Source organism: Dinoroseobacter sp. S124A (assembly GCF_049801015.1).
Taxonomy (GTDB): domain Bacteria; phylum Pseudomonadota; class Alphaproteobacteria; order Rhodobacterales; family Rhodobacteraceae; genus Dinoroseobacter.
Genome location: NZ_JBNAGD010000002.1, coordinates 443,080 through 457,808, shown reverse-complemented (window position 1 = coordinate 457,808; position 14,729 = coordinate 443,080). Strand labels below are relative to the sequence as shown.

Annotated in this window: 19 protein-coding genes; 7 read left to right on the top strand and 12 right to left on the bottom strand. The window is 64.8% G+C overall.

The genetic code is table 11. The annotated features are described in order from the left end of the window. The first annotated feature begins 170 nt into the window (after window positions 1-170). Window positions 171-335 (top strand): hypothetical protein, encoded by a 165-nt coding sequence (locus ACP15I_RS07100; protein ID WP_424967594.1) that lies wholly within the window; start codon window positions 171-173, stop codon window positions 333-335. On the opposite strand, the gene coaD is transcribed toward ACP15I_RS07100, so the two are convergent. The 3 genes from coaD to ACP15I_RS07085 all read right to left on the bottom strand — a co-directional run bounded on the left by coaD (window position 329) and on the right by ACP15I_RS07085 (window position 2,309). Beyond that, complete coding sequence (coaD, locus tag ACP15I_RS07095) at window positions 329-844, bottom strand: pantetheine-phosphate adenylyltransferase (protein WP_424967593.1); 516 nt, start codon at window positions 842-844, stop codon at window positions 329-331. The two genes, ACP15I_RS07100 and coaD, sit on opposite strands and share 7 nt — an antisense overlap. A gap of 83 nt (window positions 845-927) precedes the next feature. After that, window positions 928-1,362, bottom strand: coding sequence for a CBS domain-containing protein (locus ACP15I_RS07090; RefSeq protein WP_424974510.1), 435 nt, complete (start codon window positions 1,360-1,362; stop codon window positions 928-930). A gap of 53 nt (window positions 1,363-1,415) precedes the next feature. Beyond that, complete coding sequence (locus ACP15I_RS07085; RefSeq protein ID WP_424974509.1) at window positions 1,416-2,309, bottom strand: LysR family transcriptional regulator; 894 nt, start codon at window positions 2,307-2,309, stop codon at window positions 1,416-1,418. A gap of 98 nt (window positions 2,310-2,407) precedes the next feature. Between ACP15I_RS07085 and ACP15I_RS07080 the strand changes: the two genes are divergently transcribed. After that, window positions 2,408-3,907 (top strand): CoA-acylating methylmalonate-semialdehyde dehydrogenase, encoded by a 1,500-nt coding sequence (locus ACP15I_RS07080; protein WP_424967590.1) that lies wholly within the window; start codon window positions 2,408-2,410, stop codon window positions 3,905-3,907. Window positions 3,908-4,046: 139 nt separating this feature from the next. Here ACP15I_RS07080 and ACP15I_RS07075 read toward each other — a convergent pair whose 3' ends face one another. Further along, on the bottom strand, window positions 4,047-4,652 hold the full coding sequence (locus ACP15I_RS07075) for a VPLPA-CTERM sorting domain-containing protein (protein ID WP_424974508.1): 606 nt from the start codon (window positions 4,650-4,652) through the stop codon (window positions 4,047-4,049). A 429-nt stretch (window positions 4,653-5,081) separates the two neighbouring features. On the opposite strand from ACP15I_RS07075, the gene ACP15I_RS07070 reads away from it, so the two are divergent. Then, on the top strand, window positions 5,082-6,209 hold the full coding sequence (locus ACP15I_RS07070) for a carboxylate-amine ligase (protein ID WP_424974622.1): 1,128 nt from the start codon (window positions 5,082-5,084) through the stop codon (window positions 6,207-6,209). A gap of 38 nt (window positions 6,210-6,247) precedes the next feature. On the opposite strand, the gene ACP15I_RS07065 is transcribed toward ACP15I_RS07070, so the two are convergent. Beyond that, a complete protein-coding gene (locus tag ACP15I_RS07065; RefSeq protein WP_424974507.1) occupies window positions 6,248-6,850 on the bottom strand; it encodes a VPLPA-CTERM sorting domain-containing protein in 603 nt (200 codons plus the stop codon). A gap of 214 nt (window positions 6,851-7,064) precedes the next feature. On the opposite strand from ACP15I_RS07065, the gene ACP15I_RS07060 reads away from it, so the two are divergent. From ACP15I_RS07060 to mmsB, 4 genes are all read left to right on the top strand, one after another. Beyond that, complete coding sequence (locus ACP15I_RS07060) at window positions 7,065-7,262, top strand: hypothetical protein (RefSeq protein ID WP_424974506.1); 198 nt, start codon at window positions 7,065-7,067, stop codon at window positions 7,260-7,262. 98 nt (window positions 7,263-7,360) lie between these two features. After that, window positions 7,361-8,506 (top strand): acyl-CoA dehydrogenase family protein, encoded by a 1,146-nt coding sequence (locus ACP15I_RS07055; protein WP_424974505.1) that lies wholly within the window; start codon window positions 7,361-7,363, stop codon window positions 8,504-8,506. Then, window positions 8,503-9,546 (top strand): enoyl-CoA hydratase/isomerase family protein, encoded by a 1,044-nt coding sequence (locus ACP15I_RS07050; RefSeq protein ID WP_424974504.1) that lies wholly within the window; start codon window positions 8,503-8,505, stop codon window positions 9,544-9,546. Before ACP15I_RS07055 ends, ACP15I_RS07050 begins: the two co-directional genes overlap by 4 nt. Further along, window positions 9,543-10,415, top strand: coding sequence for a 3-hydroxyisobutyrate dehydrogenase (gene mmsB, locus ACP15I_RS07045; protein WP_424974503.1), 873 nt, complete (start codon window positions 9,543-9,545; stop codon window positions 10,413-10,415). Before ACP15I_RS07050 ends, mmsB begins: the two co-directional genes overlap by 4 nt. A gap of 55 nt (window positions 10,416-10,470) precedes the next feature. Here mmsB and ACP15I_RS07040 read toward each other — a convergent pair whose 3' ends face one another. The 7 genes from ACP15I_RS07040 to argC all read right to left on the bottom strand — a co-directional run bounded on the left by ACP15I_RS07040 (window position 10,471) and on the right by argC (window position 14,709). Next, a complete protein-coding gene (locus ACP15I_RS07040) occupies window positions 10,471-11,247 on the bottom strand; it encodes an enoyl-CoA hydratase-related protein (protein ID WP_424974502.1) in 777 nt (258 codons plus the stop codon). Window positions 11,248-11,347: 100 nt separating this feature from the next. After that, window positions 11,348-11,755: a hypothetical protein gene (locus ACP15I_RS07035; RefSeq protein WP_424974501.1), complete on the bottom strand. Its 408-nt coding sequence runs from the start codon at window positions 11,753-11,755 to the stop codon at window positions 11,348-11,350. Beyond that, a complete protein-coding gene (locus ACP15I_RS07030) occupies window positions 11,748-11,954 on the bottom strand; it encodes a hemolysin XhlA family protein (protein WP_424967581.1) in 207 nt (68 codons plus the stop codon). The genes ACP15I_RS07035 and ACP15I_RS07030 overlap by 8 nt, the downstream gene beginning before the upstream one ends. Then, entirely contained in the window at window positions 11,951-12,466 is a 516-nt protein-coding gene (locus ACP15I_RS07025; protein ID WP_424974500.1) for a holin family protein, read from the bottom strand. The genes ACP15I_RS07030 and ACP15I_RS07025 overlap by 4 nt, the downstream gene beginning before the upstream one ends. Further along, window positions 12,457-13,068, bottom strand: a complete 612-nt coding sequence (locus tag ACP15I_RS07020; RefSeq protein ID WP_424974499.1) for a holin-associated N-acetylmuramidase — start codon at window positions 13,066-13,068, stop codon at window positions 12,457-12,459. Before ACP15I_RS07020 ends, ACP15I_RS07025 begins: the two co-directional genes overlap by 10 nt. 109 nt (window positions 13,069-13,177) lie before the next feature. Beyond that, window positions 13,178-13,657, bottom strand: coding sequence for a cytochrome c maturation protein CcmE (gene ccmE, locus ACP15I_RS07015; protein ID WP_424967578.1), 480 nt, complete (start codon window positions 13,655-13,657; stop codon window positions 13,178-13,180). Window positions 13,658-13,683: 26 nt separating this feature from the next. Next, the gene (argC, locus tag ACP15I_RS07010) at window positions 13,684-14,709 is read right to left on the bottom strand and encodes an N-acetyl-gamma-glutamyl-phosphate reductase (RefSeq protein ID WP_424974498.1); all 1,026 of its coding nucleotides are present in this window, start codon (window positions 14,707-14,709) and stop codon (window positions 13,684-13,686) included. Window positions 14,710-14,729 lie beyond the last annotated feature (20 nt).

The following is a 14,729-nucleotide window of genomic DNA, read 5'->3' as shown; positions in this document are numbered from 1 at the left end:
GGCGAGGAAAGATGCAGCTGCAGCAATGGGTAAACACCCCATGAATCACCTTGCAGAAAACGCATAACGGACAGTCCGAAATGTGCGTTGTTCTGCAGCGCGGCATAGCCCATCTATTCCGTGTGAGCGCTAACGCTCGCAAGAAACCCTTATCTCCCTGGAGTGTCTCTATGACCAACATTCTGCACACGATCCGCTCCGCCGCCGTCAAGCGTATGGCCTATGCCCGCACGGTTTCGGAGATTGAAGCCATGCCTTGGGAAACAGCGCATGACCTGGATATCGACCGCACCAATGCACGGGCCATCGCCCGCAAGACCGTCTACGGTTACTGAGCGGCCCGCATCATCTTGGACCCGAAGCGGTCCAGTAACGCAGCCTTAACCGGGGACGTCACGAATGGCGTGACGTCTCCGCCCAGTCGGGCGATCTCCTTGACCAGTTTCGAGGCGATCGCCTGATGCTCGGCTTCGGCCATGAGAAACACGGTCTCGATGGAATCGTCGAGCCGCCGGTTCATCCCCACCATCTGAAACTCGTATTCGAAATCCGCCACGGCCCGCAGGCCGCGGATGATCATGCTCGCCCCCACATCGCGGGCGCAATCGATCAGCAGGTTCTCGAACGGATGGGCCACGATCTCGATCCCGAGATCCTTCGAGATCTCGGCGCATTCCGCCTCGAGCATGGCGACCCGCTCGTCCAGCGAGAACATGGGCCCCTTGTCACGGTTGATGGCAACACCGATGACAAGGCGATCCACAAGGGTCGCCGCGCGGCGGATGATGTCCAGGTGACCAAGCGTGACCGGGTCGAACGTGCCCGGATAAAGACCGATACGCATGGCTGTCTCCTTAGAAAATGACCGCCCGGGGCAGCAAGTGCGCCCGGGATAGATCGCTGTGCGTGGGTTTGCAATCGCGGGGCTCAGAAGCCCATGATCATGCCTTCGAGCGCTTCTTTTTCCATGCTCACCTCTTGCAGGCGCGCCTTGACCGCGTCGCCCAGGGTGATCACGCCGACCATGGCGCCGCCCTGAACCACGGGCATGTGGCGAAAGCGCCCTTCGGTCATCTTGCGCAACACCATGTCGGCGCTGTCTTCGGGCTCGCAGGTGACCGGGTCCTTGGTCATCATCTGGCCTACGGTGTCATCCATGCAGGTCGCGCCCCGCGCGCCCAGTTCGCGCACGATGTCCCGCTCGGACAACACGCCCTCGGCGGTCTTGCCATCACTAGACACGACCAGCGTCCCGATCTTGCGCGCCGACAGGGTCTTGGCCGCCTCGGTCACGCTCGCATCCGGCGCGATGGTCACAACCTCCGAACTGGCCTTGGACTTCAGGATTTGATGTACCAGCATGAGCGCTCCTCCAGATATTCTGTCTCAAGGGTCGCCGGGGGCACGGCGCTCTGTCAAGCGCTGCGCTCCAGTCGGGCGAGTTCGTCGCGGAAAAAACCCGCGAAAACACGCGCGATCCGCTGAAGGGCTACGACTTTTTGGTCATCCGCATGGCGCACAAGGTAAAAACTGCGGGTGAGCGAGATCCGTTCGGGCAGCACCCGGACCAGCTCCGGCGCGGCCGGGGTGGCGAAATCATGCACGATCCCGAGCCCTGTTGCAGCCTTCAGCAGGTTGAGCTGCACCGCGACGGAGTTCGAGCCGAGATCCGGGCGATCCAACCCGACCTCCGACAGGTAGTCCAGCTCCCGGTCGAACACCATGTCCGGAATGTAGCCGACAATACGGTGGTGCCGCAGGTCCTCGGGGCTGGAGACGGGCGCGCGCGCCAGCAGGTCCCGATGCCCCATCAGGTGGAGTCGGTAATCGCTCAGCTTCTGCACCGTCAACCGACCGGTCTCCGGCGGCGATACGGTGACGGCGAAATCCGCCTCGCGCTTGGACAGATTGATCACCCGGGGCAGCGCGATGATCTGCAGCTCGAGCCTTGGGTGCTGGTCCAACATCCGCGCGCAAACCGCCGGCAGGAGGTAGTTCGCGCAGCCATCAGGCGCGCCGATCCGGACGGGACCGGCCAGATCCTCCCCCTGCCCGCCGAGCGCATCGCCCATGGCCCGCGCCGCGCGCTCGGCCGCCTCCGCATGGGGGAGATACCGCGCGCCCGCCTCGCTGAGGCGGTAGCCCTGGGGGGATTTGACGAAGAGCACGGCGTCAAGCTCTGCCTCGAGCCGGGCGATGCGTCGCCCGACCGTCGCCGGATCCAGCCGCAGCGAGCGCGCAGCCGCCGTCAGCCCCTCTCCCCGCGCCACATGCAGGAAAATCCGCAGATCATCCCAGTTCAATGCCATGCCGTACCTACAAAAATGCAAAACCTATTTGGCAATCTGCCGCTTCTGCGGGCAAAATTGCAAGCTATGATGGGGGCAATCGGAAATGGGAGAGCGTTATGGAAGAGCTTAGTCACTATATCAACGGGGCCCGCGTGGCCGGGACCTCGGGCCGGTTCGCCGATGTGATGAACCCCGCCACGGGCGAGGTGCAGGCCAAGGTCCCGCTGGCCAGCGCCGCCGAGCTCGACGCCGCCGTGCAGGCCGCCGCCGCCGCGCAACCGGCCTGGGCCGCGACCAACCCCCAGCGCCGCGCCCGGGTCCTGATGGAATTCGTGCGCCTTCTGAACCGCGACATGGACAAGCTGGCCGAGGCCCTGAGCCGCGAGCATGGCAAGACCCTGCCCGACGCCAAGGGCGACGTGGTGCGCGGGCTCGAAGTGGTCGAGTTCTGCATCGCCGCGCCGCATCTTCTGAAAGGCGAGTTCACCGACAGCGCCGGTCCCGGGATCGACATGTATTCCATGCGTCAGGCGCTCGGCGTCGTGGCCGGGATCACGCCGTTCAACTTCCCCGCCATGATCCCCATGTGGAAGATGGCCCCGGCGCTGGCCTGCGGGAATGCCTTCATCCTCAAGCCGTCCGAGCGCGATCCCTCGGTGCCGCTGATGCTGGCCGAGTTGCTGACCGAGGCGGGCCTGCCCGATGGTCTGCTGCAGGTCGTGAATGGCGACAAGGAGGCCGTCGACGCGATCCTCGACCATGACACGATCCAGGCGGTGGGTTTTGTCGGATCCACGCCGATCGCGGAATACATCTATTCGCGCGGCTGTGCGAACGGCAAGCGCGTGCAGTGTTTCGGCGGTGCCAAGAACCACATGATCATCATGCCCGACGCGGATATGGATCAGGCCGCCGACGCGCTGGTCGGCGCAGGCTACGGGGCCGCGGGCGAGCGCTGCATGGCGATCTCGGTGGCTGTGCCCGTGGGCGACGACACGGCCGACCGGCTGATCGAGAAGCTCGTGCCGCGGATCGAGGCGCTCAAGGTCGGGCCCTACACCGCCGGGACGGATGTGGATTACGGCCCCGTGGTCACCGCCGCCGCCAAGGCGAATATCGAACAGCTGGTCCAGTCCGGCGTCGATCAGGGCGCCAAGCTGGTCGTCGATGGCCGCAACTTCAGCCTGCAGGGCTATGAGGATGGCTTCTTCGTCGGGCCGCATCTGTTCGACCACGTCACCAAGGACATGGACATCTACCGCAAAGAGATTTTCGGCCCCGTCCTGTCGACCGTGCGCGCGCAGAGCTATGAAGAAGCGCTAGGCCTCGCCATGGACCACGAGTATGGCAATGGCACCGCGATCTTCACCCGGGACGGCGATGCGGCACGGGACTTCGCCAACCGGATCAATATCGGGATGGTCGGGGTCAACGTACCGATCCCCGTGCCGCTGGCCTACCACACCTTCGGCGGCTGGAAGAAATCCGGCTTCGGCGATCTCAATCAGCACGGGCCGGACGCGTTCAAGTTCTACACCCGGACCAAGACGGTCACAGCGCGCTGGCCCTCGGGCATCAAGGAAGGCGGCGAGTTTTCCATCCCCGTGATGGAGTAATCACAACGCCGCTTGAACATTCTCACACTCACGGAACGGGGCAGCTCTGCGGAGCTGCCCTTTTTCGTGCCGCGCCCGGGTCCCGGGCATGAAAAAAGCAGCCCGGAGGCTGCTTCGATCCTTTGCCAATGTGCTGGGCTTAGCGCTGGCGACGGCGCCGCGCGAAGCCCAGACCGCCCAGACCCGCCAAAAGCAGACCCGCCGAAGCCGGCAGCGGAATGATCGTCGGATCATCGATGACCGAGACGGTGAGGCTCTGGATGTTGAAGTCATCGAACTCGCCAAGCACCAGATCCGCCGGGAACTCGAAGAACGCACTGATGGTCAGCGTCGTCCCCGTGACCCCGCCGAAGGAGATGAAGGGATCCTCGTTGTTCATGTCGACAAGCGTGTCGCCATCCACGGTGATCGACCAATCGTCATCCGCATCCACGAAGCCGAAATCGATCGCCTCGAAAATCACCTCTTCATCGAAGACGAAGGTAATTGCCTCGGCCTGAAAGGCGTCGATGGCCGGATCATCGAACGCGTTGCGGGCAATGCCGATCCCCTCAGATGCGTCCTGGGTCAGAACCGGACTGCACAGCGCACCACAGAACCCTGCGGTAAAGGCCTCGACCGTGCCGGACACGGTGCCATTATCAAATGTCCCGACCTTGGAGCCGATCCCAAGGACCTCTCCACCGGTTAGATTGATCACCGTCGACGCGGCGGCAGGTGCGGCCAGCGTGGCGAAGGCCAACATGACCCCTGTGTAAATCGACGTTTTAAACATAACCCAAACCTTACTCTGCTCCGTATTTTCATTATGCCACGGCTTGTGTGTCATTTGTGAAAAAATGACCCTACGTCACCCCGGCTTCCGCGGGCCTATCCCGGGATTGCTTAAGGCATAGCTAACAACGGCTTAAACTCTGTGCACTTGGCGAAGAAAATAAGGGTGTGCGGGTGAGTCGCACCACCTCAGAGCGATTCGAATTGCGACCACTCTCCTTGGCGGGTGGACCCCGAGACGCTTAATTTCTTGATGTCGGCGCCCGGGCAGGACAGTCTGCCGGATACATCTGCGGATGCCAGGTTTTGACCCGGACCGCGTCCGCCCGCCCTCGCCGCCCGGCCCGCAAGGAGGCCCCGCCCCATGTCCACGCCCACGTCCAGCCCCGCATCCGGCACCATGTCGAGCCCCGCCTTCTCCCTCGGCATCGAGGAGGAATACCTGCTCGTGGACCGCGACAGCCTGCGGCTTGCCGAAGCCCCCGAGGCCCTGATGGAGGCCTGCAGCGCCAAGCTCGAAGGACAGGTGAGCCCGGAATTCCTGCAATGCCAGATCGAGATCGGCACCGGGGTTTGCGCCACCATCGCCGAGGCGCGCGACGACCTGCGCCGCTTGCGCAGCACCGTGGCCGCCGAGGCCGCGCGGTTCAACCTCGCCCCGATTGCGGCCTCCTGCCATCCCAGCGCGGATTGGGCCGAGCAGCACCACACGGACAAGGAGCGCTACAACGCCCTGCAGAAGGATCTGGGGGGCGTGGCCGAGCGGTTGTTGATTTGCGGCATGCATGTCCATGTGGGCATCGAGAGCGATGACACCCGGATCGACCTCTTGCCGCAATTCTCGTATTTCCTGCCGCATCTGCTGGCGCTGTCGGCCTCGTCCCCCTTTTGGAAGGGGCGCGATACCGGGCTCGCATCCTACCGGCTGACGGTGTTCGACAACCTGCCGCGCACGGGTCTGCCGCCGGTCTTCAACTCCTGGGCGGAGTATCAGCGCGCGGTGGATGTGCTGGTCAATCTCGGCCTGATCGAGGACAGCACCAAGATCTGGTGGGACCTGCGCCCCTCGCACCGTTTCCCGACCCTCGAAAGCCGGATCTGCGATGTCTGCCCCCGGCTGGAGGACACGCTCAGCATTGCCGCCGCGACCCAGGCCCTGATGCGGATGCTCTGGGGGCTCAAGACCCGCAACATGCGCTGGCGCGCCTATGACCGGTTCCTGATTGCCGAGAACCGCTGGCGCGCGCAACGCTATGGGGCCAAGGGCAGCCTGATCGATTTCGGCCGGGGCAGCGTGGTCGAAAGCCGCGATCTGGTCGAGGAGCTGATCGAGCTGGTGGGCGAGGATGCCGATGCGCTTGGGGCGCGCGCCGAGGTGGAGCGCCTGCGCGAGATCGCCCGGGACGGCTCCAGCGCGGATCGCCAGCGCGCGGTGCGCGACGATGCGCTGGCACAGGGGTCCAGCAAGGCCGAGGCGATGGATGCGGTCACCCGCCACCTGATCGAAGAGTTCCACCGGGATCTCTGAACCCGGTCCCCCCTGGGCTGGTTTTCAGCCGCTGCGCGTCAGGTGCGGGCCCAACGCTTGGCGGACCCTAGTATGCCCAGCCCCCCCAGCAGCAACCATGCGGCCGCCGGTAGAGGCACCTGCGACGGAATATCGGGGATCGGCGGTGCATTGGGGTCGGACACCGTGGTGAACACCCGGAAATTCGACAGTCCCTTGTCGAGCATCCAGTCGCCGGACGTCTCGCCCGAGGTATCCATCCGGAACAGCGCAAAGCCGCTGCCGCCTTTGAAGGCAAAGGCCACATCGTCGTAGTTCGTCGGCCATGCGTTCACCGACCACGTCCCCGACTTGGTATCCCCGGCAAAGGACGCACCGTCATTGGGCGAAATGATCCAATCGCCAAAGGTGATCTCTGTCTCACTGCCCTCGAGCTGCGGATCGCCCACGCGCCAATCGAAGACAGTCCACTCTTTGTTATCGCCGAAGGGATTGACGTAGCTGTCCTGTGGGTTGCCTCCGGGGCCGGACCCTAAAACTCCACTGTCAATGCAGGCGTTGCTGCCGGTGACCATTGAGTCGGTGCAGGTGATGGCCCAGGATGGCCCGAAAGCAAACAGGCCCGCCAGAAGGGCGGCACCCGCAGGGATGATTTTGCGCATCTCGATTTCCTCTGCCACTATAACGCGTGCAAACTCAATTTGGAAAAAGCGCGTTACTTCAGAGCGCAAGCGTAGCAGATGTATGAAGCATTGGCAAAACAACCACGGACGCGCGGCGCGACCTTGGTATCTACATGGCTGGTCTGGGAACAAAGATGGCGCGCCCCCGTTCCATGCACGTCCAGCTTGCTGCACCGGTTCATCTCTTGCAGTCGTGTCCAGTCGCCTTGCCGCCGCGGCCCTTGGCGGGTTGGCAGAGGTGGAGCGGCTGCGCCAGGTTGCCCAGAGTGGCTTCGACTCCGATCGGCAGCGCGCGGGACGACCACAGGCTCTGGACCATGGCGCGTCAACGTCAGGAGCGATTGACGGCGTGGTCCGCCACCTGATCGACGAGCTCCATAACGATCTCTGAGGACCCTCTGACGCAGAGGTTATCAGCCCAGCCCGGTTGCATGATCGGCTCGGATGGCGTTAAGTGAACAAGTGTTCAATTCACCAGGGAGGGGTGAGATGGATTTTGCCTTGAGCGAAGAGCAATCCGCGATCTTTGACATGGCGCGCGATTTCGGCAGCGATCGGATCGCCCCGAACGCCCTGGCCTGGGAAAAGGACGGCACGATCCCCAAGGAGCTCTGGCCCGAACTGGCCCAGCTCGGCTTTGGCGGGCTTTATGTTTCCGAGGAAAGTGGCGGTGCGGGCCTGACCCGGCTGGATGCGACACTGGTCTTCGAGGCCCTCAGCATGGCCTGCCCCTCGGTCGCGGCCTTCCTGTCGATCCACAACATGTGCGCAGCCATGCTGGACAAGTTTGGCGCGGACCCGATCAAAGAGAAATTCCTGCCCCGCGCCCTGAGCATGGAGACCTTCTTTTCCTACTGCCTGACCGAGCCCGGCTCGGGCTCGGATGCAGCCGCGCTGAAAACCCGGGCCGAGCGCACGAATGAAGGCTACCGGATGACCGGGACCAAGGCCTTCATCTCCGGCGGCGGATACTCGGACGCCTATATTGTCATGGCGCGCACGGGCGATGCCGGCCCCAAGGGGATCTCGGCGCTGGTGATCGAGGATGGTACCGAGGGCCTGTCCTTTGGCGGGCTCGAAGACAAGATGGGCTGGCGGTCCCAGCCGACGCGGCAGGTCCAGATGGACGATTGCCCGGTCCCCGCCGACCACCTGCTCGGCGAAGAAGGCCACGGGTTTCGCTATGCGATGATGGGGCTCGATGGCGGGCGGCTGAACATCGCGGCCTGCTCGCTCGGCGCCGCGCAAGCCGCGCTGGACGCGACACTCGCCTATATGGGCGAGCGCAAGGCCTTTGGCAGCTCGATCGATCAGTTTCAGGGTCTGCAATTCCGCCTCGCGGATATGGAGATCGAGTTGCAGGCAGCCCGCGTCTTCCTGCGCCAAGCCGCATGGAAGCTTGATACCGGCGCGCCCGACGCCTCGACCCATTGCGCCATGGCCAAGAAATTCGTGACCGAATGCGGCAGCAAGATCGTGGATCAATGCCTGCAACTCCATGGCGGCTACGGCTATCTGGCCGATTACGGCATCGAGAAGCTGGTGCGCGATCTGCGGGTCCATCAGATCCTCGAAGGGACCAACGAAATCATGCGCGTCCTCGTGGCGCGCGCCCTGCTCTCGGCCCGAGCATGAGCGATATCACCATCCGCCAGGACAGGGTCGCCGGGCGGATCACGCTGCAACGGCCTCAGGCCCTGAACGCGCTGACCTACGAGATGTGCCGCGCGATCGATGCCGCGCTGCTCGGCTGGCAGGAAGATCCGGAGATCACCCTGGTTCTGATCGAAGGGGATGGGCCCAAGGCCTTCTCCGCCGGGGGGGACATCGTCGAGATGTACGAGACCGGCACCAAGGGTGATTACAGCTACGGCCGCACCTTCTGGTACGACGAGTACCGGATGAATGCCCGGATCGCGGAATATCCCAAGCCGGTGATCTCGTTCCTGCAGGGGTTCACCATGGGCGGCGGCGTCGGCGTGGGTTGCCATGGCAGTCACCGGATCGTCGGCGAGAGCAGCCAGATCGCCATGCCGGAATGCGGGATCGGGTTGATCCCGGATGTGGGCGGGACCTATCTGCTGGCCCGGGCGCCGGGGCATCTTGGCGCGTATTACGGCATGACCGGCGCACGGATGGGGCCCGGCGACGCGATCCTGACCGGGTTCGCGTCCCATTACATGCCCGAGGCCGATTGGGAGGCCGCCAAGGCCGCGCTTGTGGCCGGCGGCGATGTGGCTGCGCTTGTCGCTGCCTGCACCTCCCCGCCAGAGCCACGGATCGCCCCCTATCAGGCCGAGATTGACGCCGCCTTCGATCAGGAGAGTGGCGCGGCCGTGGCCGAAGCCTTGCGCGCGCAGGGCACGGAGTTTGCCGAGAACGCGCTGCTCGGCCTTGGCCGGGCCGCGCCCCTCTCGGCGGCCTGTGCGCTGGCGCTGATACGGGCCGCCAAGGGGGGCAGCCTGCGGGCCGCCTTGCAGGCCGAGTACCGCTGGACCTGGCGCGCGGCCGAGCACGGGGATTTCCTCGAAGGGATCCGCGCCCAGGTGATCGACAAGGATCGCAATCCGCGTTGGCAGCATGACAGTCTGGACGCCGTGTCCGAGGCCCGCGTGGCCGAGATGATCGCCCCGCTCGGCGCAAACGAGCTCACATTTGACGGAGAGACCCCATGAAGATCGGATTTATCGGCCTCGGCAATATGGGTGCGCCCATGGCCCAGAACCTCGCGGCGGCGGGGCATACGGTGACAGGCTTCGACGTGGCGGGCACGGTCCCCGAGGCGCTCAGCGCGGCGGCCAGTGCCGCCGAAGCGGCCAGCGGAGCAGAAGTGGTGATCACCATGCTGCCCAATGGCGCGATCCTGCGCGCGGTTGCCGCCGAGATCCTGCCCGCGATGACCAAGGGGGCGGTTCTGCTGGATTGTTCCACCGTGGATGTGGCCTCGGCCCGGGCCGTGGCGGCACAGGCGGCCGAGGCCGGGCTCGGGGCGCTGGACGCACCGGTCTCGGGCGGAACAGGCGGGGCCAGTGCCGGGACGCTGACCTTCATGGTGGGCGGCGATGAAGCTGCCTTTGCCACGGCCGCACCGCTCTTTGACATCATGGGCCAGAAGGCCGTGCATTGCGGGGCGGCGGGCAATGGCCAGGCCGCCAAGATCTGCAACAACATGATCCTCGGCGTGACCATGATCGCCACCTGCGAGGCCTTTGCCCTGGCCGATAAACTGGGACTCGACCGGCAAGCGATGTTCGACGTGGTCTCGACCTCTTCGGGCTACAGCTGGTCGATGAACGCTTATTGCCCCGCCCCCGGCGTGGGCCCCGAAAGCCCCGCCGATCGCGACTACGCGCCCGGCTTTGCTGCCGCCCTCATGCTCAAGGATCTGCGCCTGAGCCAGCAAGCCGCCGAGGATGCGGAGGCCGACACGCCCATGGGAGCTGCGGCCACGGCCCTCTATGGGCAGTTCGTCGAGGAGGAGGGTGCGGGCGACAAGGATTTCTCCGCCATGCTGCCGCGCTTTGCTGGCAAGGGGCGCGACTGAGCGTCTCGCCAGCCGGGCCGGAAGGCGCCCCCGGAACCGGGGGCGCGGGCGCGGCTCAGCGCCCTTCGAAGGAGGCCGGGCGTTTTTCGAGGAAGGCGAGCACCCCTTCGCGGAAATCACGGGTATGGCCCATATTGCCCTGCAACCGCGCCTCGAGCGCGAGCTGGCCTTCGAGGTCATTGTTGAAACTGTCGCGCAGGGCTTCCTTCACCGCCCCATAGGCCGCGGTCGGCCCCTTGGCGAGATGGGCGGCCCGCCCGCGCCAGAGGGCGTCGAATTCGTCATCGGCCACGGCTTCCCAGATCATGCCCCAGTCATCCGCCTGACGGGCAGTGATCTTGTCGGCAAACAGCGCCGCGCCCATCGCCTTGGCGAACCCCATCTGACGCGGCAGCCAATAGGTCCCGCCCGCATCCGGGATCAGGCCGATCCGCGTGAAAGCCTGCAGGAAGACCGCCGACTCGGTCGCGATCACCACATCCGCCGAAAGCGCGAGATTGGCCCCTGCCCCCGCCGCAGGCCCGTTCACCGCCGAAATCGTCGGGACCGGGCAGTCAAAGATCGCGCGCAGCATCGGCACGTATTCGTCGCGCAGGGTCCGTTCCAGATCGAGATTGGCCGCCGTGGCCCGGTCGCCCAGATCCTGTCCCGAGCAGAACGCCTTGCCCGCCCCGGTCAGCACCAGAACCCGCGCCTCGGTGCCCGCCAGCTTGACCGCATCGGTGATCTCGGCGCGCATCTGCGAATTCAGCGCGTTCATCACGTCGGGCCGGTTCAGGGTCAGCACCCCGATCCCGTCCTCCAGGGTCAACTCGATGGTCTGATAGGTCATGCCGCGCTCCTCGAAGGCTCTGTGTCGCGGCGCAGAGTATCAGCCCGGGCGGCACGGGGAAGCGGGACGCTGGGTCATTTTTGCCGCGCCCCGGTTCCGGTCACTCGGCCATGGGCCAGAAGATGGTCTCTGTGGTCCAGAGCGGGTGACAGCGATGGACCACGGTGGCGAAACTGCGGTTCAGCACCTGATCCGGCGTCGCATGCACCTTCCAGGGGCCGAAATCATAGCCCCCGCCCTCGCCCAGCTCCGACGCATCCAGAAAGACCACATCAACCACCGCGTAATGTGCCGGTGTCCCGATCCGCCATTCCAGCCGCACGAAGGAGCAGTCGCGCAACCGCATGGCATGGCCCCAGACCAGGCTGCGGTTATGAGCGTCCTGCTCCACATGGGTGAGCACGGTCTGTTCGATCACCGGAAAAAGCCGGCCTTCGATCTGCCCACCGAAATAGCTGAAAAACAGAAACAGCATGCCGAAGAAGACGGCCATCAAGCTCCTAGCCATGGAGAAACCCTCCCTTCAGGGCATAAGCCAACAGAGCCAACAGGAACGCCCCGATGATCAGCCGTACCAGCCATTTCAGCGTGTCCTCTATGGCCGTGAGGCGGCTCTCGACATTGATCCGGTGCACCTCTTCGACCGCGTTGCGCGTCTCGAGGATGTTGAGCCGGTTCTCGATGCTGCGCGCCCAATCCTCGTTCATGACTGGGCCCTCCACTCGGCGAGGGCGGCGTTGCCCTCGGGCTCTGCGGCCTCTTGCGGGGCCGCCGGCGCGGGCGGGCGCGCTGCCTTGGCGAGCGCCACGGTCTTGGTGATAGATTTCTGGAAATCCTGGGATTTCGACTGATGCCGCGCGCCGAAATAGAAGGACACGATCGCCCCCAGCAGCCACCAGAGCGGCTCGGGCACAAGCGCCATCCCCTCCATCCGGGCGGCGAACCACGCGGGATCCGCCATGGCCGACACAAAGAGCCCCAGCGTTCCGAAGGCCAGCGCCGGACGCGGCACCCGGTTGAGACCGTCAATCACACGGTCAAACCGGCTCGCGCGGCTATGGGCGAACTCCGAGGCGAACTGCGCCAGCGCACCGGTGGTCAGGGCATGCTCGCGCTCTGCTCCGGCCTCGGCATTCTCGCGAAAGATCTCGATCGTCTCTTTGACGGCCTTGCTGCCATCGCCGAAGACGAAGCTGAACAGCCGCTCGATCACGCCCATGCCGCGACCCGAGCGCGATGCTCGGCCTCCGTCAGGTGAAAGCGCGGCGAGATGAACTCTTCGGCGCGGGTGATCCAGCCGCCCTTGCCGCCATCCCGACGCCGCGCGTATTTCCGCGAGGCCGCGCGCCCGTCGCCAATCCGGTAGTAATAGTTCCGCCGGGCAATCCCATAGGCATCGACCAGATGGGACGGGGCCGCGTCATGGGCCGCATGGGCAGCCTTGGCCGTCTGGGGCCCCATCACGCCATCCACAGCCACATCAAGCCCCATATCCCGCAAGAGCCGCTGGAGGATCTTGATCGCGTTGCTGCCGGCGTTGACATACATGTCAAACACCGTCGCATGCAGTGCCTCGGGCAAGAGCCCCAACCGCGGCGCGTTGAAATAGCGGGTGATGAAGATCTCGATCGCCTGCGCCTCGCTCAGGGCGCGCACATCGGCGGCGGTCACCGCCCCGTCACCCGTCAGGTCGAGCCCGAGACGGCGCATGGTGTGGATCGTGACCCCGAAATTTGTGGCCCCGCCCGGATCATCGGGGTCGTTTACATAGCCCCCTTCGCGGGAGACGATCTCGCGGGCGAGTTGTTGGACATCGCGCACAGCATGCCCTCCTGCACTTGTTAAAACTTGCAGGAAGAGTCAGCGAGAGTGGTTAATTTCTATAAACCTCTCCGCGCGCTGGCCGTTGCACAGGCGCGCGGAGCGAGGGTCAGGAGCCGCTGGTCGTGCCGTAGCCCTCACCGCTGCTGGCGGTGGGGTCCTGATAGACGCCCTGCTCTTTCAGCGCGTCGATCACCTCTTTGGGCATGTAGGTCTCGTCATGGCGCGCCAGAACCTCGGTCGCGACGAACACCCCGTCTCGCAGCGAGCCTGTGGCCACGGTGCCCTCGTTCTCACCAAAGAGATCCGGCAAAACGCCCGTATAGCTCACCGGCACCGAGGCGCCGCCATCGGTCACATTGAAGGTGATCGTCTCGGAGGTGCCGCGCACCAGCGTGCCCACTTCGACCAGACCGCCGATGCGGAACACCTCGCTCTCGGGCGGCGGGGCTTCGGCCACCTGACTGGGCGACCGAAAGAAGTTGATCCCGTCGCGCATGGCATAGCCGATCAGCGCCGTCGACACGGCAAGGGCCACCGCCGCGATGGCGAGAATCTGGATCCGGCGCTTCTTCTTCAATCCACGCATGGTGGCCTCCGCTGATCAGGGGCGCGTCAAGGAAAGACGGGCGCCAGCATGAGGCCCGTCGTCTCTTCAATATCTAACATCAGGTTGGCGTTCTGCAACGCCTGCCCCGAGCTGCCCTTGGTCAGGTTGTCGAGCGCCGCGATGACCACGACCCGCCCCGGCAACCGGTCCGCGACCACGCCGATATGGACGAAATTCGAGCCGCGCACATGGCGTGTGGACGGATGCTCCCCCTCCGGCAGAACCACGACAAAGGGTTCGTCCTCATAGGCGTCAGCCAGCGCGTCATAGACCTCGGACGCCTCGCCCTTTACATAAACAGTGGCCAGTATCCCCCTGTTTGCGGGCAACAAATGCGGCGTAAACTGCACATGGATAGGGCGCCCCGCAATCTCGGAGAATTCCTGATCGAACTCGCCCAGATGCCGGTGCGTGCCCCCCACCGCATAGGCGTGGGAGCCTTCGGAGAGCTCTGCATGCAACAGGTTCTCCTTGAGGGAGCGCCCCGCCCCGGAGACCCCGGTTTTCAGGTCGATGATGATCTCGTCGAGGTCGATCACGCCAGCCGCGATAAGGGGTCGCAGGGCGTATTGGCCGGTCGCCGCATTGCACCCCGTCCCCGCCACGAGCCGCGCATCGCGGATCTGGGACCGGTAGAACTCCGTGAGGCCGTAGACCGCCTCCTTCTGCAGATCGAGCGCGTCATGGGCCCCGCCATACCATTTGGCATAGGCCTCCGGGTCGCGCAGCCGGAAATCCGCCGACAGATCCACGATCTTCACGGTGGTCGGCAATGTCGCGATCACCGCCTGGCTGGTGGCGTGGGGCAGTGCGCAGAAGACGAGGTCCACGGCCGCGAAATCGATGGCGTCGATCTTGACCAGATCCGGCAGATCCAGATGGCGCAGATGGGGAAAGACCGTCCCCATGGCCTGCCCCGCCTTGCGGTCCGCGGACAGGGCCGTGATGCGCATTTGCGGGTGGGTGGCGATCAGACGAACGAGCTCGGCGCCGGTGTAACCGGACGCCCCAAGGATAGCGATATTGAACATGGGTGGTCTCTGACTGGCGA

Bases quoted from the DNA above. Each gene is read 5' to 3' on its own strand.
- ACP15I_RS07085 (WP_424974509.1), bottom strand. From the start codon at position 2,309: ATGGCATTGAACTGGGATGATCTGCGGATTTTCCTGCATGTGGCGCGG.
- ccmE (WP_424967578.1), bottom strand. From the start codon at position 13,657: ATGCGTGGATTGAAGAAGAAGCGCCGGATCCAGATTCTCGCCATCGCG.
- ACP15I_RS07070 (WP_424974622.1), top strand. From the start codon at position 5,082: ATGTCGAGCCCCGCCTTCTCCCTCGGCATCGAGGAGGAATACCTGCTC.
- ACP15I_RS07100 (WP_424967594.1), top strand. From the start codon at position 171: ATGACCAACATTCTGCACACGATCCGCTCCGCCGCCGTCAAGCGTATG.
- ACP15I_RS07025 (WP_424974500.1), bottom strand. From the start codon at position 12,466: ATGGGCGTGATCGAGCGGCTGTTCAGCTTCGTCTTCGGCGATGGCAGC.
- ACP15I_RS07075 (WP_424974508.1), bottom strand. From the start codon at position 4,652: ATGTTGGCCTTCGCCACGCTGGCCGCACCTGCCGCCGCGTCGACGGTG.
- coaD (WP_424967593.1), bottom strand. From the start codon at position 844: ATGCGTATCGGTCTTTATCCGGGCACGTTCGACCCGGTCACGCTTGGT.
- ACP15I_RS07035 (WP_424974501.1), bottom strand. From the start codon at position 11,755: ATGGCTAGGAGCTTGATGGCCGTCTTCTTCGGCATGCTGTTTCTGTTT.
- ACP15I_RS07080 (WP_424967590.1), top strand. From the start codon at position 2,408: ATGGAAGAGCTTAGTCACTATATCAACGGGGCCCGCGTGGCCGGGACC.
- ACP15I_RS07090 (WP_424974510.1), bottom strand. From the start codon at position 1,362: ATGCTGGTACATCAAATCCTGAAGTCCAAGGCCAGTTCGGAGGTTGTG.
- ACP15I_RS07050 (WP_424974504.1), top strand. From the start codon at position 8,503: ATGAGCGATATCACCATCCGCCAGGACAGGGTCGCCGGGCGGATCACG.
- mmsB (WP_424974503.1), top strand. From the start codon at position 9,543: ATGAAGATCGGATTTATCGGCCTCGGCAATATGGGTGCGCCCATGGCC.
- argC (WP_424974498.1), bottom strand. From the start codon at position 14,709: ATGTTCAATATCGCTATCCTTGGGGCGTCCGGTTACACCGGCGCCGAG.
- ACP15I_RS07055 (WP_424974505.1), top strand. From the start codon at position 7,361: ATGGATTTTGCCTTGAGCGAAGAGCAATCCGCGATCTTTGACATGGCG.
- ACP15I_RS07065 (WP_424974507.1), bottom strand. From the start codon at position 6,850: ATGCGCAAAATCATCCCTGCGGGTGCCGCCCTTCTGGCGGGCCTGTTT.
- ACP15I_RS07030 (WP_424967581.1), bottom strand. From the start codon at position 11,954: ATGAACGAGGATTGGGCGCGCAGCATCGAGAACCGGCTCAACATCCTC.
- ACP15I_RS07040 (WP_424974502.1), bottom strand. From the start codon at position 11,247: ATGACCTATCAGACCATCGAGTTGACCCTGGAGGACGGGATCGGGGTG.